The following is a 24,405-nucleotide window of genomic DNA, read 5'->3' as shown; positions in this document are numbered from 1 at the left end:
GGTTATCCCCGTGGGCCGTAGGTCCCTAAATCACAGATCACACCTGAGCGGTGATACCTGTCACAGAGCGGTGATACCCGTCACAGTGGGCTCGGAGGGGCCCGCACACCCGGCCGATCGCCTTCCGCGGACCGGCGGAACGCGACCCCTTTATGCCTTTAGCAACCATTACACCCCTCACGCCCCCTTGTCACCCAAGAGTCGCGGTATCCGGCACGGGGAGGGGGCGCTTCTCGATCGCCGCCGCCATCACCTCGGGGAACAGATCCGGTGTGCAGGCGAACGCGGGAGCGCCGAGCGCCGCGAGGGCCGCCGCGTGCTCCCGGTCGTACGCGGGCGCCCCCTCGTCCGACAGGGCGAGCAGCGCCACGAACTGCACGCCCGACGCCTTCATCGCCGCGACGCGCTTGAGCATCTCGTCGCGTATGCCGCCCTCGTACAGATCGCTGATCAGGACGACCACGGTGTCGGCGGGCCGGGTGATCTGCGACTGGCAGTACGCGAGCGCGCGATTGATGTCCGTACCGCCGCCGAGCTGGGTGCCGAAGAGGACATCGACGGGATCGTCGAGCTGGTCGGTGAGGTCGACGACCGCCGTGTCGAAGAGGACGAGCCGGGTGTCGATGGAGCGCATGGAGGCCAGGACCGCACCGAAGACGGAGGCGTAGACGACGGACGCGGCCATCGACCCCGACTGGTCGATACAGAGGACGACTTCCTTCTTCACGGACTGCGAGGCCCGGCCGTATCCGATGAGCCGCTCGGGGACCACCGTGCCGTGTTCCGGCAGGTAGTTCTTGAGGTTGGCCCGGATGGTGCGGTCCCAGTCGATGTCCCGGTGGCGCGGCCGGCTGATCCGCGCGGACCGGTCGAGCGCGCCGGTCAGGGTGGCCCTGGTCCGGGTGGCGAGCCGCTTCTCGATGTCCGCGACCACCGTGCGTACGACGGCGCGCGCCGTCTCCTTGGTCGTCTCGGGCATCGCCTTGTTGAGGGAGAGCAGCGTGCCGACCAGATGGACGTCGGCCTCGACCGCCTCCAGCATCTCCGGCTCCAGCAGCAGCGTGGACAGACCGAGCCGGTCGATCGCGTCGCGCTGCATGATCTGGACGACGGAGCTGGGGAAGTACGTACGGATGTCTCCGAGCCAGCGCGCGACGGACGGTGCGGAGGCGCCGAGCCCGGCGGAGCGCTTGGCGCCGCTGTCGCCGCCCTTGCCTGCGCCGTACAGCGCGGCCAGCGCGCTGTCCATCGCCGCGTCCCGGCCCGAGAGCGCGCATCCCGTCCCGTCGGCGCTCTCCCCGCCGAGCACCATCCGCCAGCGGCGCAGCCGCTCGTCGGCCTTCCGGTCCGTCCCGTCCGTGCTCATCCCGTCACTCATCCCGTCACCCCCGCGAGGTCGTTGTCATCGGAGCCGAGCAGCAGCCGGAGCACCGGCAGCACGGCGTCCGCCCGCGCCTCGTCGAGGCCGGGCCCGAAGCCGGGGGCGGCGGCCTCGGACTCCACGGGTCCGCCGGCGGCGGGCCCGCGCCGCACCAGCTCGCCCAACGTGCGGCGGACGCCCGGCTCGTACGCGGAGAACGTGCGGCGCAGCAGCGGGAGAACGTCCGTGAAGGAGTCGGCGGACACCCCGGTCAGCCAGGCGTCGACCAGGCCGAGGAGCCGTTCGTCGTGGACCAGGAGCATCCCGCCCGCCCCGCCGACGAAACCCTCGATCCAGGCCGCGGCGTCGGCCGGCGGGGTGCCGGGCGACAGGGCGAGGCCCATGAGCCGCGCGGCCTCGTCCTCCGCGAGCCGTCCGTCGTCCAGCAGCAGCCGGGCGGCCCTCCCCCGGATTACCCCGGGCACGGTGTCCCGCTCCGCGAGCTTGCGCAGGACGGCTCCCCAGCGCCCGCCCAGATCGCGGACGTGGCCGTCGGGAAGGAGGCCGATCGCGGTGTGGACGCTGTCGAGATGCGTCCGCATCTCGGCGGCCCCGTCCGCGTCGAGGCCGGCGCACGCGGGCGGCAGACCGACGCAGATCCGCTCGGCGAGCCCGGCGGCGACCTCGCCGAGCGCGTCGGTATCGGTGGACCGTACGTCCCCGTACCGCAGCGAGCGCGCCAGCGCGGGCAGCGCCTGGGCGAGGTGGCCGACGTCGGCGTCGAGCGCGGCACGGTCGGCGAGGGCCCGCATCACCACCGGCAGCGCGTCGGGCAGTTCGGCCAGCAGACAGCGCTCGGCCAGCGCCGTGACCTCGGCGAGCGCGGTCGCCGACATGGCCTGCGACTCGGCCTTGCCGGTGGCGGCGGAGAGCACGGTGGTGCCCCATACGCCGGCCTCCGCGACCCGTACGAACAGCTCGGGCTCCCAGCGCAGCCGCCAGCTCTCCCGGAAGGTGCCGGTGGACCCGCGCCCGGCGGCCGGCTCGCCCCAGCCGACGGCGAGCAGCCGCAGCCGGTGCAGGAGCCTGCTGCGCGCCGCGTCGGTCTCCTTGCGCAGGTCGAGGTCCAGCTCGCGCTCCAGCGCCTCCGGCTTGAGCCGGAGCGAGCGCTGCAGCCGGGTGAGATCGCGCTGGAGCGGCACGGCGGGCGCCGTGTCCGGGACTTCGCCGAGCACATCCCCGACGATGAGCCGGTCCCGGATGAGCCCGAGCGGCACCTCGGATCCCTCGCACATCACGGCCCGGATCGCGTCGGTGGTCTCGGTGAGACCGGCGAGCGGGCGGCCGCGCATCGCGGCGAGGGTCTCGGCGAGCCGTACGGCCTCGATGACATGGGCGGAGGAGACCATCCGGTCCTCCTCCCGCAGCAGGCCCGCGACTTTGGTCAGCCAGCGCTCCACGGGGCGGTCGGTCACGCCGAAGAGATGGCCGTACCAGCCGGGCGAGTCGATGCCGGCTCCATAGCCGCTGTGCCGGGCGAGCCTGCGGTGGGTCCAGGGCACCCAGGTCATCTCGGTCCTGACCTTGGGCAGCCCTTTCAGGCGCGCGCGGTCCGCGCCGGCGGTGGTCTTCCCGGCCAGCGCGGGCACATGCCAGGCCCCGCAGACGACGGCGACGCCGTCATCCCCGAACTCCTTGCGCGCGGCGCGCAGTTGGAGCCGCATATGGGCCTCGCGGACGAGATCCCGCTGATGTCCGCCGTCGCCGTACTCCTCGCGCAGCGCGCCCATGGCCTCGGCGACCGCTTCGAACGGTGCGAAGGGGTCGTCCGCGCGCCCGCCGGAACCCCGGTGCTCGACGACGTCCTCCCACCAGCGCTCGGGATCGTCGTACCCCGCCGCCTCGGCAAGGACGGCGAGCGGATCGACGCGCAGCCCGCCGGTCTCGGGCGCGTCGGGCTCGCTCGCGGACTCGTCGGGCTCGTGGGGCTCGGCGTGCTCGCTCGCGGACTCGTCCCGCGCGGCGAGCGCCAGGGAGTGCGCCGTCGGCAGGTCGATGAACCGCACCGGTACGTCGTGCGCGAGGCCCCAGCGGAGGGCGACCCACTCCGGAGAGAACTCGGCCAGCGGCCAGAACGCCGCGCGCCCCGGATCGTCCACGGCGTGCGCGAGGAGCGCGACGGGCGGCCGCATCGCCTCATCGGCGGCGAGCGCCAGCAACGCGTCGCCCTCGGGCGGCCCTTCGATCAGCACGACCCGCGGCGCGGCCGCGTCGAGCGCCGCCCGCACGGCCCGCGCGGACCCCGGTCCGTGGTGCCGCACCCCGAGCAGCAACGGCCCCCGTCCGGCGGCCCGCCGTCCGGCACCGGCCGCCGGGCCCGGCGCCGTGTCCGGTACGGCGACGGCCGCGCCCCGCGAGTCCGTCGTGGTCACGCGCTCACCTCGCGGCAGGCGCGGTAGAAGTCCTTCCAGCCGTCCCGCTCGCGGATGACCGTCTCGACATACTCCTGCCAGATCACCCGGTCCGCCGCCGGGTCACGGACGACCGCGCCGAGGATGCCCGCCGCGACATCGCCCGGTCGCAGCACGCCGTCGCCGAAATGGGCGGCGAGCGCGAGGCCGTTGGTGACGACCGAGATCGCCTCGGCCGTGGAGAGTGTGCCGGAAGGGGACTTGAGCTTCGTACGGCCGTCGGCCGTGACACCGTCGCGCAGTTCACGGAAGACCGTGACGACTCGGCGGATCTCGTCCATGCCCTCGGGACCGGCCGGCAGGTCGAGCGAGCGCCCCATCTGGTCCACGCGCCGGGAGACGATGTCGACCTCGGCCTCCGCAGTGGCCGGCAGCGGCAGCACCACGGTGTTGAAGCGCCGGCGCAGCGCGCTCGACAGGTCGTTGACCCCGCGGTCGCGGTCGTTGGCCGTGGCGATCAGATTGAAGCCGCGGACGGCCTGCACCTCCTGTCCCAGCTCGGGCACCGGGAGGGTCTTCTCGGACAGGATCGTGATGAGCGAGTCCTGCACATCGGCGGGGATACGGGTCAGCTCCTCGACCCGCGCGGTCATGCCCTCGGACATGGCCCGCATCACGGGGCTGGGCACCAGCGCGTCACGGCTGGGGCCGTGGGCGAGCAGCCGCGCGTAGTTCCAGCCGTAGCGGATCGCTTCTTCCGGCGTGCCCGCCGTGCCCTGCACCAGCAGGGTCGAGTCACCGCTGACGGCCGCCGCGAGATGCTCGGAGACCCAGGTCTTGGCGGTGCCCGGCACGCCGAGCAGCAGCAGCGCCCGGTCGGTGGCGAGCGTGGTGACCGCGACTTCGACGATCCGCCGCGGTCCCACGTACTTGGGTGTGATCACCGTCCCGTCGGGCAGCGTGCCACCGAGCAGATAGGTGGCCACGGCCCACGGCGACAGCCGCCAGCGGACGGGCCGCTGCCGGTCGTCGGCCGCGGCCAGGGCCTTCAGCTCGTCGGCGAACGCGTCCTCGGCGTGCGGCCGCAAGGCCTCGCCGCCGGTGACGTCGGTGGTCGCAGTGGTTTCGGGCACGGTCATGGATCCCCCTCCAGATCGATCGACCGGATGTGGGATCCACGGTGCACCACGCCACTGACAATCGGCCGTCGTCGCAGGCCGGGGTGGTTCGCGGGGGAGTTGAGGGAGTTACTCCACGATCGGGGAGGCCGCGACGCAGCCGCCCGCGGCGGTCAGGCCCTCGCCCGACTCCTCCGTGATGACCTTGCCCTTGTAGATGATCTTGCAGGTTACCTCGGCGCCCGTGGGGTCCACGGCGATCGGCATGACGGCAGGCGGCATGATCCCGCGGAGCGTGACCGTCTTCGTCCAGGGCAGCGTGGGCTTCTCGACCTTTTCGATCTTCGGGTTCATGGCCTCGCCCCCGCCGGCGTGGAAGTCGATCGTGTCGATGTTCTTGCCCGTGACCTCGTACGTGACCTCGTACGTCTCGTTGACGGCCTTGTCGACCTCTTCGACCACGGCCTTGTCGATCTGCTCGGTGGCCTCGGAGCAGGCGCCCAGGCCGAGCGCGAGGCCGCTGACGGCGACGGCGCAGACGGCGGCGCGGATGGTGCGGTTCATCGGTGATCCCCCCGGATCTTGGTGTAGGAAGCTCGCCCACGGTAGCAAAGAAAAAGTAAAGCGCCCCCGCACAAGCTCCGTTGAATCAGCAGGTCAGGGCGATTGTCAGTGGGGCGTCCTAACGTCATCCCCATGAATCAACCGGGGGTGCGCTGGACGACGGAACAGGTGCTGGCTCTGGCTCCTGACGACGCGTCACGCAAGGCGGGAAACAAGCTGAGCGCGGCCGGGCCGTGGTCGGACGCGGGTAGCAGCGGCGTGGGAGCCGTGTGGGGCCTGTGCAAGGGCAGCGGCAGTAAGCCGTATCAGACGATAGTGGACATCACGGGCCCTGCCTACAGGTGCAGTTGCCCGAGCCGGAAGTTTCCGTGCAAGCACGCGCTGGGGCTGCTGCTGCTCTGGGCGGCGGACGAGAAGGCCGTGGGGGAGAAGCCGGAAGCGCCCGGCTGGGCCGGGGACTGGCTCGAAGAGCGCCGGAAGAAGAGCGCGGGGACGGCGGAGGGGGCCCCGGGCGAGGGCGGGACCGGAAAGCCGGCCGATCCGGCGGCCGCCAGGCGCAGGGCGGAGCGCAGGGCCGTGCGGATCACGGCGGGCGCCTCGGAGCTGGAGCAGCGGCTGACGGATCTGCTGCGCGGCGGACTGGCCGCGGCGGAGCAGTCGGGATACGGGCTGTGGGAGGAGACGGCGGCCCGCATGGTCGACGCGCAGGCGCCGGGGCTGGCCGGGCGGGTGCGGGAGCTGGGGGCGATCCCGGGCTCGGGCCCCGGATGGCCGGTGCGGCTGCTGGAGGAGTCCGCGCTGCTGCACCTGCTGACCACGGGGTGGCTGGGGCTCGACCGGCTGCCGGAGCCGCTGGCGGCGACGGTCCGCACCCGGGTCGGCCTTCCGTCGCCCGCCGGGGGTGCGCCGGTCCGGGACCACTGGCTGGTCCTCGCTCAGGACGACTCCTCGGACGGCAAGCTGATCACCCGCCGTATCCGGCTGTACGGACGGGACTCGGGGCGTTCCGCGCTGGTGCTGTCCTTCGGGGCGGCCGGCCGCTCCCCGCAGCTGGGGCTGCCGGTGGGCCTGATGATCGAGGCCGAGGTCACTCCGCACGCGGGCGCCGGGCAGCTGCGGGCCGACTGGGGAAGCCAGTTCGGCGCACCGGCCCCGATCCAGGGGCCGCCGCCGGGCGGCTCGACGGCCGCCGCGGTCGAGGCGTACGGACGCGCGCTGCGGGACGACCCCTGGCTGGAGTCGTGGCCGGCGACGCTGAGCGATGTCATACCCGTCCCCGAGATGGGGGGCGGCTGGCAACTGGCCGACGCCGACGGCGGATCCGCGCTGCCCGTCGCGCCCGCCGCCCTCTCGCGCCCCGGGCTGTGGAAGCTCGTCGCGCTGTCCGGTGGCGGCCCGGTCACGGTCTTCGGCGAATGCGGCCACCGCGGCTTCCACCCGCTCGCGGCCTGGTCCGCGGAGCTACCGGGGCCGGTTCCGCTCACCTGACCGCCGCCCGCGCCGCTTCGGACGACCCGACGCACGTACGGAGGACCCGATGACCAGCACCACCGCCACCGCCGCCACTACCGCCGCGTCAGGCACGACCCGTACCGCCCGCGCCACGACGCCCTGGGAAGAGCTCGTCACCTCGGCGCTGCTCGGCACGGACCGCCGCACCCCACCGGCGGAGCTCATGGCCCCGGGCCGGGACGCGCCCGTCGCCCTGCTGGACGCCGCCGCGCTGCACACCGTACGGCGCAGGGCGGGCCTGCTCCCCGCCCGCGCCGCCGGGCGCCCCGAGCCGGCGCCCCACGACGGCCGGGGACCGTTGCCGGAGGCGGCCGGCAGACGGCTCACGCAGCTGCTCGCCGACCGGTCGGCGCCCTCGGGCGGAAGCGGCCGGCGCGGTACGGCACCCGATCTCACGGAGCTGCTGCCCCAGTGGCTCGCCGCCGCCAACGAGCGGGAGTACCACGCGCCCGCCGCCGTACTGCCCGCGCTGCTCGACGCGGCCCGGGCGCGCACCGATCTGCGGCCGCAGGCCCTGAGGTTCGCCGGGCCGCGCGGGCTCTGGCTCGCCCGGCTCAATCCGGAGTGGAAGTTCGCCCTGCGGGGCGCGTCCGGTGGCTCCGTGCTGCCCGATACGCGCGACACCGGGGCCGTCCGGCTGCTCTGGGAGGAGGGCCTGTTCGCCGAGCGGGTCGCTCTGCTCTCCGCCGTGCGGACCCAGGGCGGGCAGGCGGCGCTGGAACTGCTGGCCTCGACGTGGTCCACCGAGCGCGCCGAGGACCGGCTGATGTTCCTCGACTCCCTGCGGACCGGGCTGTCCGGCGCGGACGAACCCTTCCTGGAACAGGCGCTGTCGGACCGCAGCCGCAATGTCCGGTCCACCGCGGCGGAGCTGCTCTCCGCCCTGCCGCACTCCGCGCTCGCGGGACGGATGGCGGCCCGCGCGGCGACCTGCGTCAGCATGGACCGCACGGGCGGCGGGGCGGCCGTCATGGTCGAGGCGCCGCACGAGTGCGACGCGGATATGCAGCGGGACGGCGTGATCCCGACACCGCCCGCCGGGCGGGGCGAACGCTCCTGGTGGCTGGGCCAGTTGGTGGAGGCCGCCCCGCTGGACTCCTGGCAGGCCAGGCTCGGCGGCCGCTCGCCGGAGGAGATCGTCGCGCTGCCCGTGCTGGACGACTGGGCGGACGAACTGCACGCCGCGTGGTGCCGGGCGGCCGTCCGGCAGCGGGACGCGCGGTGGTCCGGCGCCCTGCTGGGCGCGCCCGGGGCGTCCCCGGCCACCGGCACCGGCACCCCGTCCCTGGCCGAGCGCGCCAAACTCCTCGCCACGCTGCCGGCCGGCGACCGGGCCGACTGGGTGGCCGCGTTCATCGCCGCCCATGGTCTGTCGGAGGCGTTCCAGCTGCTCGGCGTCTGCGCGGTGCCCTGGGCGGGGCCGCTCGGCCGCGCGGTCGTGGACGCCCTCGACATCGCCCGGGACGCGGGAAGCTACCCGTGGAGCTTCAGCGGGGTCATGGGCCTCGCGGAACGCTGCCTGGATCCGGCGGAAGCGAGCCTCCTGGAGCTCCTCACGGCGACCCCGGACGAGCCGGAGGACGCGTCCCCGGGCGCGGGCGGCTACTGGTCGGAGGCGTTCCAGCGGCTGGTCTCGACCCTGCGCCTGCGCGCGTCGATGCTGACGGAACTGGCGCAGCCGTAGCGCGGGCCGGCCCGGTCCGGCCGGCCCGCGCGCCGCTGTCACGCGCCGCTGTCACGCCCCGCCGTCATGCACCCGCGGGCTGGCGGACGTTCGCGTTGACCCAGGTGACGATCGATGTCGTCGTCGCGCCCGGGGTGAAGAGCTCCGCCACACCCAGTTCCTTCAGCGGAGCGATGTCCGCCTCCGGGATGATGCCGCCGCCGAAGACCTTGATGTCCGCCGCGTCCCGCTCCTTCAGAAGCTCGATCACCTTCGCGAAGAGCGTGTTGTGGGCGCCGGAGAGGATGGACAGGCCGATCGCGTCGGCGTCCTCCTGGATCGCGGTGTCCACGATCTGCTCGGGCGTCTGGTGGAGACCCGTGTAGATGACCTCCATCCCCGCGTCCCGCAGCGCACGCGCGATCACCTTCGCCCCGCGATCGTGGCCGTCGAGACCCGGCTTGGCCACCACCACGCGGATCGGACCGGTCACACCCATCACTGCCTCCACATACCGACTGCGCCGTCATTGGTCCGGGTTCCCGGGCCCGTCGGGCCGGAGAAGTGAACGAACGTTATCTACAGCATCCCGCAAGCGGCCGTTTCGCGGAGGCCCGCGAGGGGGAAATCACACCTGGGACATGTTCGCTTTGCGTCCTTCCCGCACCGCCCGGCACTTCGGGCGGCAGGGACGGCCGCAAGGGGAGCCGCACAGGGAGCCGACCCACGGGCCCCGTTCCACCGTGCCGCCAGCCGCGCGGCGCGGTGGCGCGGCTTGTGTACCGGCCCCCGGCGTGTCGGCAGCCACCCGACCCGCCATGAGCGGCGCCCCATGAGGGCACCGGGGGACAGAGCCGCCTCCCGGGTGCCGTTCGGAGGTCGGCCATGAAGTTCCTGCCCGCCTTTCCGTCATTCGTACTGCAGCCGCTTCAGTCGCTTCAGCCCCTGCTGCGCCAGGTGGACCGGGTGGGCCACCCCGAATTCCCCGTCGCCGTCCTGCGCGCCACCGCGCTGGAGCTGGCGATCCTCACCGGCCATCTCTTCCTCTACCCGGCCGGGGTCGTCCAGGAGCGCCGCGCCGCCGCCCTCCCGCCGGAAACCTCCCAGCTCCCCACCGGGGGCCGCTCCCACCTGCCCGTCGTCCTGCTCCACGGGCTCGTCGACAACCGCTCGGTCTTCGTCCTGGTGCGCCGCTCGCTGTCCCGGCACGGCTGGCGCCATCTCGTATCGCTCAACTATTCGCTGCTGACCTGCGACGTCCGTACGGCCGCCGAGCTGCTCGGCCGGCACATCGAGGAGATCTGCGCCCGCACCGGACACCGTCAGGTCGATGTCGTCGGGCACAGCCTCGGCGGTCTGATCGCCCGCTATTACGTACAGCGCCTGGGCGGTGACACCCGGATACGCACCCTGGTAACCCTCGGTACGCCCCATGAGGGCACCGCCGCCGCCCCGATCGCGAGCGCCCATCCCGTCGTACGGCAGATGCGGCCGGGATCGGCCCTGATCGAGGAGCTGCGGCTGCCGGCGCCCGGCTGCCGCACCCGGTTCGTGAGCTTCTGGAGCGATCTCGACCAGCTCATGAGCCCCGTCGGGACGGCCCGGATCGAGCACCCGGATCTGCTCGCGGAAAACGTCTGCGTGAGCGGCGTCGGCCATCTCGCCCTGCCGGTCCACCCCGCGGTCGTCTCCGGCATCCGGCACACCCTTGAGAACGGTCCCGGGTCCGGCGAAAGCGGCACCGGTACCGGCGGTACGGCCTCCGTCGCCTGACGGACTTCTCTCGAACAGCCTTCGAACGTAGGGCCAAAGCTGTGCCCACAGTCCGCCGAAACACGGCCGAATGCCCGTTTCCGCGCAGCCCAAAACCTGCCGAAGATTGTCGCCGTCGCATACCGCCGGGTACAGTCGCGGCCACTGCTTTCCCTCTGGGGTCCGTCCGGTCAGGACCGGGCCCCAGACCCTGGTTCTGCTGCCGAGGCGAGAGAGAAGTTGGTGAACGACCAGCACGCCCACGCCGGGTATGCCGCATATGACGGCTATCAAACCGGCAGCTTCGAGACCGATCCGCTCTTCGGCAACCTTCCGGGCGGCCACGAAGGTTCCCCGGCCCACAACGGGCAGTACGACACCACGCAGTGGGACACAGGTGCCCACCAGACGGCCGGATATGACGCGTACGGCACGCCGCAGTACGACGCCGGCGGCCAGTGGGCCACCGTCACCGCCGCGGACGCCGGCTATCAGCAGCCGGCGGAGCACCTGGGCCAGCCCGATGCCACGGGACAGTGGGACGCGGATGCATGGAACCAGGCGAACCAGCTGAACGGGCCTGTCCAGACAGGACAGTTCGACAACACCCCGTTCGATCAGGCCCAGTTCGACCAGACGCAGTTCGACCAGAGCCAGTTCGACCAGACCCAGTTCGACGGCTCGCAGTTCGGCGCCACCCAGTTCGGGTACGGCGCGTCGGACCAGCCGGTCCCTCTCCCGTTCGACCCCGCGCAGGCCGCGCACTTCGAGACCGCGCAGTTCGACGCCGGGCAGTTCCAGGCCGCGCCCTTCGCCCACGAGCCGACCGCTCAGTGGGCGGCGCCCGCCTTCGACACCGGCGCGTACGACGCCACCGCGTGGAACTCGGGCGGCACGACGCCCGACGCGGCGCCGGAGACGCTCCTCTCGGAAGCCGTCGTACCGGAGCAGTACCACCCCGACGCGGAGTACACCCCGGACGGGCAGTACGACCCGCAGCAGCAGTACGACCCCCAGGCGCAGTACGCGCAGGACGGGCCGTACGAGACGGACGGCCCGTACGACGCCGACGGCCAGTACACCCCGGACGGCCAGTACAGCCCGCAGGAGCAGTACGGCCCCGACGCCGGGGACGACGTCCAGGAGGCCGGCTCCGACAACGGGTCCGACGCGCAGGCCGGCCACGACGACGACCCCGAGTCCGACCAGGTGCACATGGCAGCGACCATGACCGCACCCGCCATCACCCTCACGCCCCGCCCGGTACGCCGGGCCGGCGGCAGCGCGAACGGCAGCCGCGGCCGCCGCCGTACGCCCGCCAAGCGCTCCGCGCTCCTGACCGTCGCGGTCCCCTCCGCCTGCGTGATGGGCGTCGCCGGCATCGCCGCCGCCTCCGTCGGCGGACTCGGCGGCGAGGAAACTCAGGACGACACGACCACGACGGCCTCGGCCCCCGACCCCGGCTCCGTCAAGCCCGTCGCGGCCAACAACAAGCTGGACACCCAGCTCGCCGCCCTCAGCGCCGACGCCCGTGACTTCGGTGACCGCGCCAGCCGTACGCAGGAGCGCATCGACCTCAAGGCACGGCAGGAGGCGGAGAAGAAGCAGCGCGAGGAGGAGGCGGCGCGCAAGGAGGCCCTGCGCCCCAAGTTCGTCCTCCCCGTCTCGCAGCACGGACTCAGCGCCTACTACGGCCAGGCCGGCGTCAACTGGATGTCCGTGCACACCGGGATCGACTTCCCCGTGGCGTACGGCACGCCGGTGATGGCCGCGACCGACGGCACCGTACGGACGCAGTACAACAGCGCCTACGGCAACATGGCCATCGTGACCGCCGCCGACGGCACCGAGACGTGGTACTGCCACCTCAGCACCACCAAGATCCGCTCGGGTACGGTCAAGGCCGGTGACGTGATCGCGTATTCGGGTAACTCCGGCAACTCCACCGGACCGCACCTGCACTTCGAGGTACGGCCCGGCGGCGGCTCCGCGATAGACCCGCTGCCCTGGCTCCGCAGCCATGGCGTCAGCCCGACGTAGCGCGCGGACCGCGGAACGTACTCATGACGGAAGCCCCCTCCGAGGAGGGGGCTTCCGCCGTATGTCCGTGTGCGTCTATGCCCGTGTGGCGGGAGGCCCGCCGGCGGGCGCTACAGCTTCTGGACCGGCGCGTACCGCAGCAGCAGCCGCTTGGGCTTGGTGTCCCCGAAGTCGACCGTCGCCTGCGCGTCCGCGCCCGTGCCCGTCACCGCCATCACCGTGCCGAGGCCGAACTGGTCGTGCGTGACACGGTCGCCCACCACCAGCGAGACCACCGGCTTGTCCGTCGTACGCCGGGTGGCGAAGCCCGACGGGCCGCCGCCGGACCGCGACCGCGAGGACGACAGCGAGGACGTGACCCCGGACGTCGGACCCGCCGGGATCTGCGCGCCGGTCCGCTTCCAGTCCAGATGATGTCCCGGGATCTCCTCCAGGAACCGCGACGGCGGGTTGTACGAGGGCTGCCCCCAGGCGCTGCGCATCGAGGACCGCGTCAGATAGAGCCGTTCACGGGCGCGCGTGATGCCGACGTACGCGAGGCGCCGCTCCTCCTCCAGCTCCTTTGTCTGGCCGAGGGCGCGCATGTGCGGGAAGACGCCGTCCTCCATGCCCGTCAGGAACACCACGGGGAACTCGAGTCCCTTCGCGGTGTGCAGCGTCATCAGCGTGATGACCCCGGAGCCGTCCTCGTCCTCGTCGGGGATCTGGTCGGAGTCGGCGACGAGCGCCACCTTCTCCAGGAATTCGGCGAGCGTGCCGGTCGTGGCGGCCGCGCCACCGGCCGCGTCGCCCGCCGCGTCGGCCGTGCCGTCGTCGCCCTGGGCGGCCTGGCCACGCTCCTGCTCGAACTCCAGCGCCACCGCTGCCAGTTCCTGCAGGTTCTCGATGCGCGTCTCGTCCTGCGGGTCGGTCGAAGCCTGCAACTCCGCCAGATAGCCGGTCCGTTCGAGCACGGCCTCCAGCACCGTCGCGGGCCCGGCGCCCGATTCGACGACCGTACGCAACTCCTCCATCAGCGTGTTGAAGCGCCTGACGGCATTGGTGGAGCGGGCCGCCATGCCGTACGCCTCGTCCACGCGCCGCAGCGCCTGCGGGAAGGTGATCTTCTCCCGCAGCGCCAGGGCGTCGATCATCGCCTCCGCACGGTCTCCGATGCCCCGCTTGGGCACATTGAGGATCCGGCGCAGCGGGACGTTGTCCTCCGGGTTGGCCAGCACGCGCAGATACGCCAGCACATCGCGGACCTCCTTGCGCTCGTAGAAGCGCACGCCGCCGACGACCTTGTACGGCAGGCCGACCCGGATGAAGATCTCTTCGAAGACCCGGGACTGCGCGTTCGTACGGTAGAAGACGGCGACGTCGCCCGCCTTGGCCTCGCTCGCGTCCGTCAGCCGGTCGATCTCGTCGGCGACGAACTGCGCCTCGTCGTGCTCGGTGTCCGCGACATAGCCGGTGATCTGGGCGCCGGCGCCGGCCTTCGTCCACAAATTCTTCGGACGGCGGCTCTCGTTCCGCTCGATGACGGCGTTGGCGGCGCTGAGAATCGTTTGCGTGGAGCGGTAGTTCTGCTCCAGCAAAATAGTTGTCGCGTCCGGGTAGTCCTCCTCGAACTGGAGGATGTTACGGATCGTGGCGCCCCGGAAGGCGTAGATCGACTGGTCGGCGTCGCCGACGACACACAGCTCCGCCGGGTCGTCATCCTCGCCGGAGGGGCCCACCAGCTCGCGTACGAGCGTGTACTGGGCGTGGTTGGTGTCCTGGTACTCGTCCACCAGGACATGCCGGAAGCGCCGCCGGTAGTGCTCGGCGACATCGGGGAACGCCTGGAGCAGATGGACGGCGGTCATGATGATGTCGTCGAAGTCCAGGGCGTTGGCCTCGCGCAGCCGCGCCTGGTACATCCGGTACGCCTCGGCGAGCGTCTTCTCGAAGCCGTCGGTGGCCTGGTCGGCGAAGGTCTCCTCGTCGATCAGCTCGTTCTTCAGATTCGAGATCTTGGCGCTGAAGGCCTTGGGCGGGTAGCGCTTGGGGTCGAGGTCCAGATCGCGGCAGACCAGGGCCATCAGGCGCTTGGAGTCGGCGGCGTCGTAGATCGAGAACGACGACGTGAACCCGAGCCGCTTCGACTCGCGCCGCAGGATCCGTACGCAGGCGCTGTGGAACGTCATCACCCACATGGCGGCGGCGCGCGGGCCGACGAGCTGCTCGACACGCTCCTTCATCTCGCCCGCGGCCTTGTTGGTGAAGGTGATCGCCAGTATCTGGCCGGGGTGCACGCTGCGCGCGCCCAGCAGATACGCGATCCGGTGGGTCAGGACCCGGGTCTTGCCGGACCCGGCCCCGGCCACGATGAGCAGGGGCGATCCGGTGTGCGCGACGGCGGCGCGCTGCTCCTCGTTCAGCCCTTCGAGCAGCGCGACCGGGTCCACGACCGTGCGCGGGGCGCCGTCGCGGTGATACGGATCCCGCGCCGGGGGCTGGTCGAAGGCGCCCTCGAAGAGGTCGTCCGGCATCTGCTCCGGGGCGTGGTCGGCATGCTCCTCGGGCGGCGGGGGGTGCTCGTCGCCGGAGGGCTGGAGGTCTGCCAGGAAACTGTCGTCAAAGAGGCTGCTCATCGCTCTACGAGTCTAGGCCGCCGGACTGACAGCCCGCCGCCGCCTTCGGAAGTCTCCGCCTCAGGCCGGCGATCTCCGGCGCAGGGCGCTCGCGCGGTCACGAAGGGTGACGGCAACCCCTCCGGAAGGCTTCCCTCCGCATCGCATGCGCAAATGTCACGGAAATGTATCGGGCATATCGGCCATCGACCTTCACATCAGCACCACACTTTGGCTAGCGTGCTCGATCAGGCAGCCCGAACCCCCGTCGGCGACCCACGCCGAGCGGGCAGCCCATGCCGAATGCGGGCTTCCCGCACGGAAGTCCAGAACCGAGGACCCACTCCGCACAACCGGGGTGGCAGGCGGTCCACGGAAGGAGATGCCGGCCTTGGCGTCGCATCGCAAACCGCGCAGCCGTAGCGGAGTACGCACCAACTCCCCCGCCGTCGGAATCACGACGGCCGCCCTCGCGTCCGTCACGCTGCTCTCGACGCAGAGCGCGAACGCCGCGCCCACCGAGCCGGCGCCGTCGGTGGAAGAGGTGCAGAAGAAGGTCGACGATCTCTACCGCCAGGCCGGCGTCGCCACGCAGCAGTACAACAAGGCGAAAGAGGCCACGGAGAAGCAGCGGCGCACGGTCGGCCGGGTGCTCGACGAGGTCGCCAAGCGCGCGGACAAGCTGAACGAGGCCCGCCGTACGCTCGGCAGCTACGCGGCCGCGCAGTACCGGGAAGGCGCGGTCAGCCCGGCCGCCGCCCTGATGTTCGCGGACAGCCCGCAGACGTACTTCGACCAGACGCAGCTGATGGAACGGCTGACCGACCGTCAGCGCGGCGCCGTCACCGACTTCCAGTCGCAGCAGGCCGCCGCCGCGAAGAAGCGCGCGCAGGCGGCGAAGAGCCTGGAGTCGCTGACCGCCTCGCAGGCGTCGCTGCGGACCAGCAAGCAGAACGTCCAGCAGAAGCTGGGCGCGGCGCGAACGCTGCTGTCGCGGCTGACCGCGCAGGAGAAGGCGCGGCTGGCCGCGCTGGAGCGCGAGAAGGAAGCGGAGGCCCGCCGCAAGGCGAAGGCGAAGGCCGAGGCGGAAGCCCGCGCGAAGGCGGAGGCCGACCGCCTGCGCGAGGAGCAGGCCCAGCGCCCGTCGACCGGCACGGGAGCGGGCGCGGGAACGGGCACCGGCTCAGGGACCTCCGACGGTACCTACGCCACCAAGGCCGCGAAGGTCCTGGCCTTCGCCCGCACGCAGATAGGCAAGCCGTACGTGTGGGGCGCGACGGGCCCCAGCTCGTACGACTGCTCGGGCCTGACCCAGGCCGCCTGGAAGGAGGCGGGCGTGGAACTGCCGCGCACCACCTGGGACCAGGTGAAGGCCGGCACCCGGGTCGCGACGGAGGATCTGCTCCCCGGCGATCTGGTCTTCTTCTACGACGACATCAGCCATGTGGGCATCTACATCGGCGACGGCATGATGATCCACGCCCCCAAACCGGGCGCGAATGTCCGCGAGGAGTCCATCTACTACATGCCGATCTACGGCAGCGTCCGCCCGGCATAACGGATCAGCGGAAGCCGGGCCCGGCGCGCGCACGGGCCCGGTGCGTGGCCGGGGCCGTACCAGCTCCGGTGGCCGGGTGGGGGCTTGTTCCCGGATCGGTCGGGTCCGGGAACAAGAGCAGCGTTCCACCGCGATCATCCCGGTCACAAAGCGCCCCAGATCCCTCACCTGCCGCCAATACCCGCCATGCCGACACCGGCCTGTGACCTTGCCCCTTAGCGTCCTTGTCCAGGTGGCCCCACTGCCACCACTGACAGACGCAAGGAAGAGGACCACCCCCGTGGCAGCGCACCGAAAACGAAAGCAGCGCCGGCTCACCGGCCCCGCCGGCCGCACCGCCGCCACGCTCGCGCTCGCCGGGGCCGCGACCGCCACCGCCCTCGATGGCCCCGCGCACGCCGAGCCCCGGCTCACCCCCGCCCAGGTCAAGGCCAAGGTGGACACGTTGTACGAGCAGGCGGAAGCCACCACCGAGCGGTACAACGGGGCGAAGGAGAAGGCGGACGACGCCCGCGCCGCGCTGACGAAGCTGCGCGACGAGGCCACCCGCAGAACGGAGCGGCTCACCACCTCACGCAACGCGCTCGGTTCGATCGCCGCCGCGCAGTACCGGGCCGGCGGCCTCGATCCCGCCGTACAGCTCGTGCTCAGCTCGAAGCCCGGACGGTTCCTCGAAGGGGCCGCCCTCGCCGAACGGGCCGGTGCCCGCCAGGCCCACGCCATCGCCGGAATCCGCAAGGAACTCGCGGAGATCGCCACCCTGCGCGCGCAGGCCGACGGCAAGCTCGTGGATCTCAGGGCCCGCCAGTCGGAACTGGCCCGGCACAAGTCCGCCATCCAGCGAAAGCTGGACGCCGCCCAGCGGCTGCTGGACCGGCTCACCGCCCCGCAGCGCGCCGAGTACGACCAGCAGGGCGGTACGACCGGGGCCCAGGCGGGCAGGCCGGCGGCTCACGGCCCGCAGGCGGCGCCGGACTCCCGCGCCGCGGCCGCCGTCGCCTACGCGTACGGCGCGCTCGGCAAGCCGTACGTCTGGGGCGCGACGGGGCCGGGGTCCTTCGACTGCTCGGGGCTGACCCAGGCCGCCTGGCGCTCCGCCGGAGTCTCCCTCCCCCGCACCACGTACACCCAGATCAACTCGGGGCCACGGATCCCGCGCTCCCAGCTCGCCCCCGGCGACCTGGTGTTCTTCTTCTCCGGGATCAGCCATGTCGGGCTCTATGTCGGCGGCGGGCAGATGATCCACGCCCCGCGGCCCGGCGCCGCGGTCCGTATCGCCCCGATCGACCAGATGCCGTTCGCGGGAGCCGCCCGCCCCGCCTGAGAGCCGCCCGGCACCACGCCCCGTCGCCGCACTGGCCCACGCCGGGATGCCCCGCCCCCTCCCCCAGGTCACGATGAGCAGCAGCACGCCCATCGGCCCGCGAAGGGGTTGCCGTGAGACGAGCCACCGCAGTCAGAGCGACGGGGCTCACCGTCGGCGCCCTCTTCATCATGGCACCGGTCGGATTCACCCCCAAGAGCTGCGGCGATCTCTCCGGCGGGCGGCTCTGCATAGAGGGCCCGATCGGCGGCGCGGGCGGCTTCACCGTCCGCTACGTCCAGCACGCGGGCCGTCCGGACATCGCCGTACGCCTGGGCTACCAGCGCAAGGACGACCGGATCACCGCGTTCCCCGGCTGGTTCGGCACGCAGTGGACCCGACAGGGCCGCGCCGAGCTGACCGGCACGCTCGACACCCTGCCGGGTGAGTGCATCCGCGGCGTGCTCAGCCATCAGAACCTGACGTACGTGACCCGGTGGTACTGCTCGTAACGCCGGGGGAGCCCCGGAAAGCCCCGGGAAGGACCGCGGTCCTGGCGCCGTCAGACCAGCCTGCGGGCCGTCGCCCAGCGCGTCAGCTCATGCCGGTTGGAGAGCTGGAGCTTCCGCAGCACCGCCGAGACATGCGATTCCACGGTCTTCACCGAGATGAAGAGCTGCTTGGCGATCTCCTTGTACGCGTAACCCCTGGCGATCAGCCGCAGCACCTCGCGCTCCCGCTGCGTGAGCCGGTCCAGGTCCTCGTCGACCGGCGGCGCGTCCGTCGACGCGAAGGCGTCCAGGACGAACCCCGCCAGCCGGGGGGAGAAGACCGCGTCGCCGTCCTGCACCCGGAAGATCGAGTCGACCAGATCCGCGCCGGTGATCGTCTTCGTGACATAGCCGCGGGCACCGCCCCTGATCACCCCGATGACGTCCTCGGCCGCGTCGGAGACCGACAGCGCCAGGAAGCGCACCGGGTGCTCGGACGCCACCATCAGCGGCGCGCAGCGGCGCAGCACCTCCACACCGCCGCCGCCCGGCAGATGGACGTCGAGCAGCACGACCTCGGGGCGGGTCGCCGTGATCACGGTGATCGCCTGGTCGACATCGGCGGCCTCACCGACGACTTCGACGCCGGTCTGTTCGGTGCGGCCGATCTCGGCCTGTACGCCGGTACGGAACATCCGGTGGTCGTCGACCAGCACGACCCGTGCGCGGCGGCCGTCCTCGGCCCGGCCGCCGCTCTCCCCCGGAGTGCCTTCGGCCTGTGCGCCCTCGCTCATGGTCTGTACCCCTCGCCCTCGTCGCTCCGCCGCCCGCGCGGCATTCGTACCGTACGGTCACCGGCTGTCCGGCCGGCAGTCACCCGCCCGCCGGCGGTCAGTCCGCCCGTTCCATCTCCAGCTCCACTTCCGTGCCGCCGCCGGGCACCGACCGCAGCCGTGCCGTGCCGCCGTTGCGCTGCATCCGGCCGATGATCGACTCCCGCACGCCCATCCGGTCGTCCGGCACGGCGTCCAGGTCGAACCCCGGCCCCCGGTCCCGTACGGAGAGGAAGACCGTCCGGCCCTCCACCTCCGCGAAAACCTGCACAGCGCCCCCCTCGCCACCGTACTTGGCGGCGTTGACCATCGCCTCGCGTGCGGCCTGCATCTGTGCGGCCAGCCCCTCGTCGAGCGGGCAGTCGCCGACGACCACGACCTCGATCGGCACTCCGTGGTAGTCCTCCACCTCGGCCGCCGTCCGCTTCACCGCCTCGGCGAGGGTCGTGGGCTCGTCCTCCTCGTCCTTGCCCGTGCCCTCCGGTTTGTACAGCCAGGCCCGCAGCTCGCGCTCCTGGGCCCGGGCGAGGCGGCGGACCTCGCCCCCGTCGTCCGCGTTGCGCTGGATGAGAGTGAGGGTGTGCAGCACGGAGTCATGGACATGCGCGGCGACCTCCGCGCGCTCCTGCGCGCGGATGCGCATCAGCCGCTCCTCGGAGAGGTCCTGGGTCATCCGTACGAGCCAGGGCCCGGCGAGCAGCGCGACCCCGGCCACGACAGCGATGGCCCCGGTCAGGACGTTGCCGAGCTGGGCCGCCGCGCCGCGCACCACCATGAAGACGGCCAGGCCGAGGCCGACCAGGGCGACCCCCGCGAAGGCGCGCGCCAGCTGGAGCACCCGGCGGCGTCTACCGACCTCGGTCCAGCGGGCCCGGCGCGCGTTGTCCGCCTGCCGCCAGACCAGGACGACGCCCGCGCCGATCAGCAGCATCGGCCAGATGTAGCGGTCGGCGTGGCTGCGGCCCAGATTGACGTTGCCGATGAAGATGCCGGCGCCGATCACCAGCGCGATCAGCGCGAATATCTGGCCCTTGTCCGGCTTGCGGAGGCGGCGTCGGCCGTCCGGGCTGAGCTCGAAGACGGAACGCGGTTCGGTCGCCGTACCGCCGACGCCGAGCGGGACGACGATCCAGAAGACCGCGTAGAGCAGCGCGCCGAGGCCCTGGGCGAAGAAGAGCCCGAGGAAGACCAGCCGTACCCAGACGACCGGCAGGCCGAGATGGCCGGCCAGCCCGCGGGTGACCCCACCCAGGAGCCGGCCGTCCGCGCTGCGGTACAGCTTGCGCGGCGGCTGCTCCTCCGGCGCGGTGGCGCGGGAGGATGACGGCGTGGCGGCGCGGGGCGGGGCGGCGGGCATGACACCGATGGTCACACGGCGGGGCGGACGGGCACATCAGGGTCCGACCCCTGACGCGACCCTGATGACGCAACCCCTGAGGGAGTACATCCCCTAGACCGCCCGGGGCCGATATCAGGGACAGCCCAGGGTCGGGGTGGCTGGAGCCACGGCACCGGCGCCGTCACCATGGACGTATGACCCAGTCGCCGACCCAGCCGCCCCCCGCGCCCCCGCCACCGTCGGCGCCGGCCTCCGCCGCGGGTCCGGTGTCGCCCCCCGCGGCCTCGCGGTTGCGGCGCAGTCCGCGGCAGAAGGTGTTCGCCGGCGTGTGCGGCGGGCTCGGGCGGTACTGCGACGTCGATCCGGTGATCTTCCGGATCGTCATCGGGGTGCTCACCGTGACCGGCGGCCTCGGGCTGATCTTCTACGGCTTCGCCTGGCTGCTGATCCCGCTCGACGGCGAGGACGAGAACGAGGCCCGCAGGCTGCTGTCCGGCCGGGTCGACGGCGCGTCGCTGATCGCCGTGCTGCTCGCGCTGATCGGCTGCGGGCTGTTCCTGTCCATGCTGGGCAACGGCGGCACGCTCGGCTTCGCCGCGATGCTGTCGATCGCGGTCGTGGGCTCGGCCGTCTGGTCCCAGCGCCGCCGGGTCACCGCTCCGGCCGGCGGTCCGCTCGACCCCGCCACCGCGCACGCCGTCGCGGAGGCGCCGCCGGAGACCAAGGCGCCGCCGACGCCGGGCTTTCCCTCGTGGTGGCGCGACCCGATCATCAAGGACGGCGCCTCGGATCCGGCCGGCGCCCTCTATCTGTGGGGACCGGAGGACGGGATCGCCGACGCGGCGCCGCCGGGATACCGCAAGACCGCCCCGGTGCGCGCCTCCCGCTCCCGGGGGCCGCGCGGGATCGGCGGCATCGTCTTCCTGCTCGCCCTGCTGGCGGGCGCGCTCGGTACGGGCCTGTCCTGGGAGAGCCGGCCGTTCGGTACGAGCGTGCAGATCGGCCTGGCCGCCGCGCTGGCGGTCTTCGGCCTCGGTCTCGCGGCCAGCACCTTCCTGGGCCGTACCGGCGTCGGCACGATCTTCCTGACCCTGGTCACGGCCGGGCTGCTCGCGGGAGCCTCCGCGGTCCCGAAGAACATCAGCACGGAGTGGGGCCGCCAGCACTGGACCCCGGCCTCGGTCTCCGCCGTACAGCCTCGGTACGAACTGGGCTCCGGTGTCGGCACCCTCGATCTGGGCGCTGTCGCCGTCCCCGAGGGGCGGACCGTCAGCACGTCCGCCGAGGTCGGCGCCGGGCTGCTCAAGGTCGTCGTACCGGACGGAGTGACCGTGAAGGTCCGCGCCACCACCGGCCTCGGGGACATCAGTCTCCCCGGGGAGCGGCCCAACGACGTGGACGTCTCCCCGGACCAGTCGCGTCAGCGCACGCTCACGCCGCGGCCGGGCGCCGGCCCGGCCGGCACGCTGGAGCTGCGGCTCGAAGTCGGCCTCGGCCAGGTGGAGGTGACCCGTGCTTCTTCATGAGATCCGGCCGGGCCGGCTGGTCGTGGGCCTGGCGGTGCTGGGTGCGGCCATCGCCTACGCAGGCGACGCGGTCGATGCCTGGCACACCCCGTGGTACACGGTCTTCCCGGTCATCTCCGGCGGCCTCCTCCTGGCCGCCCCGGTGACCTGGACGCACTACCGCGTACGCCGCCGCCGACTGGCCAGGACCGCGTCCAGGGAGAACATCGAGGCACCGGCGAACACCAGCGGCAGCCAGGCCATCAGATAGGGCAGATCATTGCCGTAGTAGTACGGATCGCTCTGCCAGCTCATGGTCAGCCACAGGCTCAGCGAGATGAGGGCGCCGCCGAGTGCGGCGAGCCGGGTGAGCAGTCCGAAGAGGGTGCCCAGGCCCACGGCGAGTTCGCCGAGGGCCATGGCGTAGCCGAACCCCTCGGGACTCCTGAGCGCCAGATCGACGAGCGCGGGGATGGCCGAGCTGTCCCGTACGCCGCGCATCATGTCGCCGATCGACCCGCTGCCCGACGCCGAGAGGAACGCGCTGTCGGTCAGCTTGTCGAGTCCCGCGTAGATGAAGGTGATGCCGAGAAAGATCCTGAGCGGCAGCAGCGCGTAGCGAGTGGCGTTCTCACGCCAGCCGCTCCGCTCACCGCCGGGTCCGGTCTGTCCGTATGTGTCCGTCCGGTAGCCAAGTGTCATCGCCGGTCCGCCTTCCCTGTCCCTGTCCACGCCGCCGCCGCGGGGGTGTATGTCCCCGCGTGCCTCTTCCATGCATACGCATACGACGCGTCCCGCGCTCAGCGGACGGGCCGATCACCTGTCGGAATCGGCCATACCCCTCACCGGTGTGAAACAGATACAGGCCAGGTCCGTTCAGACGCAGCCAGTTTCGCTCAGCGAGCGCTGCTCAGTCCATCACTTCGACGGTGACCGGGTTGGTCTCCACCCCGGCCGCCGTGACGACCTGCACCTCGACGGGGCCCGGCTCGACGTCCACCGGTACCGGCACGGTGAGGGAGGTGTCGGCGGGGTTGGCGAAGCCGCCGGGGACCGGCACCAGCGGGACATGGACATGGACCGGGCCGATCCTGACGACCATCCTGGCCAGCCGGTCCGGGGTGCCCGCGCCCGGCGGTACGAAGCCGGCGCCGCGGATCTCGATGTCGTCGCCGGTACGGATGGGGGCGTCCAGGTCCCCCGCCTCACGGGCCCGTACCACCGACAGGATGACGGGCCGCCCGCCCTCCGCGTACTTTCCGGCGAAGTAGGTCGCGGCGGAGACGGCGACCAGCAGGGCGAGCGCCCAGGGCAGATCGGGCAGTTGCTCGGGCCGCCGGGCCAGCCGGACCACCGAGAACAGCACGGCGACGGCGTTCACCACGGCGTACTGCACATCGGTGAAACTGCCGCGCCCGGCGTCGTCGCAGAGCAGATCGGCCGGCCGCGGCCGCTCGGCCCGTACCTTCTGCAGTCGCTGGGCCAGCACCCGTACGGCCACCACGCGGCGTACGACGACGGCGATGGCGCACACCACGGCCAGCACGGTCACCAGGCCGGCGCCCCTGGCCAGCTCCAGGCCCGCGACCAGCTCGTCGCGCTGAGCGTGCCCGGAGGCGCCCGCGAGCTGGAGGGCGAGCACGAGCACGGCGAAGACGACGAGCAGCACCCAGGCGGAGGCGACGGTCCGTGAGGTCGACAGCCGGTTGTCCTCACCGATCAGCGGCGCGAGCAGTCCGCCGCGCGCACGGTGCAGCCTGGCGGCTCCGGTCAGCAGCCCGGCGACGGCCAGCGCGGCGAGCAGCCCCGCCGTACGGGCGACCGTCCAGCCGGAGCCGATCGCGGTCGCGGCCTGGGCCAGGGCGAGCAGCAGGACGCCGCCCCAGACCGCCAGCAGCGTGAGCCGCCAGACGGAGTGCAGCCAGGCCGCGCCCGCTTCGCGGCTGCGGTCGGCGACGGCGCGGGCGGACTGGGTGAGCTCGTCGGACACCCACTGCCGGGAGGCTCCGGGTGAGTACGCGACCGCGGCGGGCAGCCCGTGCCCGGCGGCCAGCTCGTCCCGCTTCGCCAGGAACGCGGCCACGGCCCGCCGGTGCCCCTCGCGCGCTCCGTGCGGACAGTCACCGCACGTACAGCCCCCGCCGTGCGCGCCCAGTCTCGCCTCTTGCACCGACACGCCGAACGCCGCCTTCCCCGCCCTGATCCCAGTGAACTTCCTTGCGCCGTATGCGAATTGTGCCGTACTGAGTGAGGGAAACACGCAGTTGGCCCGGTCAGTCCGGGTGACGACATCGTTACGGTGTTGACCAGGCGGTGTTCGCGGTCCTTGCGGGCGGTCCCGGGACTACCGGGGCTGCGCGCC

The 24,405-nt window shown here is 72.5% G+C and carries 19 protein-coding genes; 9 read left to right on the top strand and 10 right to left on the bottom strand.

The features are described from left to right. Positions 1 to 190: 190 nt before the first annotated feature. The 4 genes from ACZ6MZ_RS20880 to ACZ6MZ_RS20865 form a co-directional block, all read right to left on the bottom strand. The gene (locus ACZ6MZ_RS20880; protein ID WP_469353494.1) at positions 191 to 1,366 is read right to left on the bottom strand and encodes a VWA domain-containing protein; all 1,176 of its coding nucleotides are present in this window, start codon (positions 1,364 to 1,366) and stop codon (positions 191 to 193) included. An 8-nt stretch (positions 1,367 to 1,374) separates the two neighbouring features. Continuing rightward, positions 1,375 to 3,681 (bottom strand): DUF5682 family protein, encoded by a 2,307-nt coding sequence (locus ACZ6MZ_RS20875; RefSeq protein ID WP_469353740.1) that lies wholly within the window; start codon positions 3,679 to 3,681, stop codon positions 1,375 to 1,377. Between the two features lie 107 nt (positions 3,682 to 3,788). Then, positions 3,789 to 4,910 (bottom strand): ATP-binding protein, encoded by a 1,122-nt coding sequence (locus ACZ6MZ_RS20870; protein ID WP_469353493.1) that lies wholly within the window; start codon positions 4,908 to 4,910, stop codon positions 3,789 to 3,791. A gap of 108 nt (positions 4,911 to 5,018) precedes the next feature. After that, positions 5,019 to 5,453, bottom strand: coding sequence for an MmpS family transport accessory protein (locus ACZ6MZ_RS20865; RefSeq protein ID WP_384189436.1), 435 nt, complete (start codon positions 5,451 to 5,453; stop codon positions 5,019 to 5,021). 132 nt (positions 5,454 to 5,585) lie between these two features. Here ACZ6MZ_RS20865 and ACZ6MZ_RS20860 point away from each other — a divergent pair, with 132 nt between their 5' ends. Beyond that, entirely contained in the window at positions 5,586 to 6,941 is a 1,356-nt protein-coding gene (locus tag ACZ6MZ_RS20860) for an SWIM zinc finger family protein (RefSeq protein WP_469353490.1), read from the top strand. A gap of 49 nt (positions 6,942 to 6,990) precedes the next feature. Beyond that, positions 6,991 to 8,649 carry a DUF5691 domain-containing protein gene (locus ACZ6MZ_RS20855; protein WP_469353488.1) on the top strand — a complete coding sequence of 553 codons (1,659 nt, stop codon included), beginning with the start codon at positions 6,991 to 6,993 and terminating at the stop codon, positions 8,647 to 8,649. A gap of 64 nt (positions 8,650 to 8,713) precedes the next feature. On the opposite strand, the gene ACZ6MZ_RS20850 is transcribed toward ACZ6MZ_RS20855, so the two are convergent. Continuing rightward, positions 8,714 to 9,127 carry a cobalamin B12-binding domain-containing protein gene (locus tag ACZ6MZ_RS20850; protein ID WP_384189441.1) on the bottom strand — a complete coding sequence of 138 codons (414 nt, stop codon included), beginning with the start codon at positions 9,125 to 9,127 and terminating at the stop codon, positions 8,714 to 8,716. A 386-nt stretch (positions 9,128 to 9,513) separates the two neighbouring features. Between ACZ6MZ_RS20850 and ACZ6MZ_RS20845 the strand changes: the two genes are divergently transcribed. Both ACZ6MZ_RS20845 and ACZ6MZ_RS20840 read left to right on the top strand, forming a co-directional pair. Further along, the gene (locus ACZ6MZ_RS20845) at positions 9,514 to 10,401 is read left to right on the top strand and encodes an esterase/lipase family protein (RefSeq protein WP_469353486.1); all 888 of its coding nucleotides are present in this window, start codon (positions 9,514 to 9,516) and stop codon (positions 10,399 to 10,401) included. Between the two features lie 222 nt (positions 10,402 to 10,623). Continuing rightward, positions 10,624 to 12,420: a M23 family metallopeptidase gene (locus ACZ6MZ_RS20840; RefSeq protein ID WP_469353484.1), complete on the top strand. Its 1,797-nt coding sequence runs from the start codon at positions 10,624 to 10,626 to the stop codon at positions 12,418 to 12,420. A 110-nt stretch (positions 12,421 to 12,530) separates the two neighbouring features. On the opposite strand, the gene pcrA is transcribed toward ACZ6MZ_RS20840, so the two are convergent. Further along, positions 12,531 to 15,035 (bottom strand): DNA helicase PcrA, encoded by a 2,505-nt coding sequence (pcrA, locus tag ACZ6MZ_RS20835; RefSeq protein ID WP_469353483.1) that lies wholly within the window; start codon positions 15,033 to 15,035, stop codon positions 12,531 to 12,533. A 361-nt stretch (positions 15,036 to 15,396) separates the two neighbouring features. Here pcrA and ACZ6MZ_RS20830 point away from each other — a divergent pair, with 361 nt between their 5' ends. The 3 genes from ACZ6MZ_RS20830 (at position 15,397) to ACZ6MZ_RS20820 (ending at position 18,387) form a co-directional block, all read left to right on the top strand. After that, positions 15,397 to 16,572 (top strand): C40 family peptidase, encoded by a 1,176-nt coding sequence (locus ACZ6MZ_RS20830; protein ID WP_469353481.1) that lies wholly within the window; start codon positions 15,397 to 15,399, stop codon positions 16,570 to 16,572. A 280-nt stretch (positions 16,573 to 16,852) separates the two neighbouring features. After that, a complete protein-coding gene (locus tag ACZ6MZ_RS20825; RefSeq protein ID WP_469353478.1) occupies positions 16,853 to 17,896 on the top strand; it encodes a C40 family peptidase in 1,044 nt (347 codons plus the stop codon). 113 nt (positions 17,897 to 18,009) lie between these two features. Then, positions 18,010 to 18,387 carry a hypothetical protein gene (locus ACZ6MZ_RS20820; RefSeq protein ID WP_389783925.1) on the top strand — a complete coding sequence of 126 codons (378 nt, stop codon included), beginning with the start codon at positions 18,010 to 18,012 and terminating at the stop codon, positions 18,385 to 18,387. A 50-nt stretch (positions 18,388 to 18,437) separates the two neighbouring features. Here ACZ6MZ_RS20820 and ACZ6MZ_RS20815 read toward each other — a convergent pair whose 3' ends face one another. After that, entirely contained in the window at positions 18,438 to 19,160 is a 723-nt protein-coding gene (locus ACZ6MZ_RS20815) for a LuxR C-terminal-related transcriptional regulator (protein WP_469353476.1), read from the bottom strand. 97 nt (positions 19,161 to 19,257) lie between these two features. Continuing rightward, positions 19,258 to 20,556: a PspC domain-containing protein gene (locus ACZ6MZ_RS20810; RefSeq protein ID WP_389783922.1), complete on the bottom strand. Its 1,299-nt coding sequence runs from the start codon at positions 20,554 to 20,556 to the stop codon at positions 19,258 to 19,260. A gap of 176 nt (positions 20,557 to 20,732) precedes the next feature. On the opposite strand from ACZ6MZ_RS20810, the gene ACZ6MZ_RS20805 reads away from it, so the two are divergent. Both ACZ6MZ_RS20805 and ACZ6MZ_RS20800 read left to right on the top strand, forming a co-directional pair. After that, complete coding sequence (locus ACZ6MZ_RS20805) at positions 20,733 to 22,064, top strand: PspC domain-containing protein (RefSeq protein ID WP_469353474.1); 1,332 nt, start codon at positions 20,733 to 20,735, stop codon at positions 22,062 to 22,064. Next, positions 22,051 to 22,314, top strand: coding sequence for a hypothetical protein (locus tag ACZ6MZ_RS20800; protein ID WP_469353471.1), 264 nt, complete (start codon positions 22,051 to 22,053; stop codon positions 22,312 to 22,314). The genes ACZ6MZ_RS20805 and ACZ6MZ_RS20800 overlap by 14 nt, the downstream gene beginning before the upstream one ends. Here the strand turns inward: ACZ6MZ_RS20800 and ACZ6MZ_RS20795 are convergent. Both ACZ6MZ_RS20795 and ACZ6MZ_RS20790 read right to left on the bottom strand, forming a co-directional pair. After that, positions 22,221 to 22,745, bottom strand: a complete 525-nt coding sequence (locus ACZ6MZ_RS20795) for a DoxX family protein (RefSeq protein ID WP_386879148.1) — start codon at positions 22,743 to 22,745, stop codon at positions 22,221 to 22,223. The two genes, ACZ6MZ_RS20800 and ACZ6MZ_RS20795, sit on opposite strands and share 94 nt — an antisense overlap. A gap of 208 nt (positions 22,746 to 22,953) precedes the next feature. After that, complete coding sequence (locus ACZ6MZ_RS20790) at positions 22,954 to 24,219, bottom strand: hypothetical protein (RefSeq protein WP_384189477.1); 1,266 nt, start codon at positions 24,217 to 24,219, stop codon at positions 22,954 to 22,956. Positions 24,220 to 24,405 lie beyond the last annotated feature (186 nt).

The organism is Streptomyces sp. NPDC042201 (assembly GCF_055582185.1).
The sequence above is the reverse complement of the archived record's forward strand: the minus strand, read 5'-3'. Positions and strand labels throughout refer to the sequence as shown.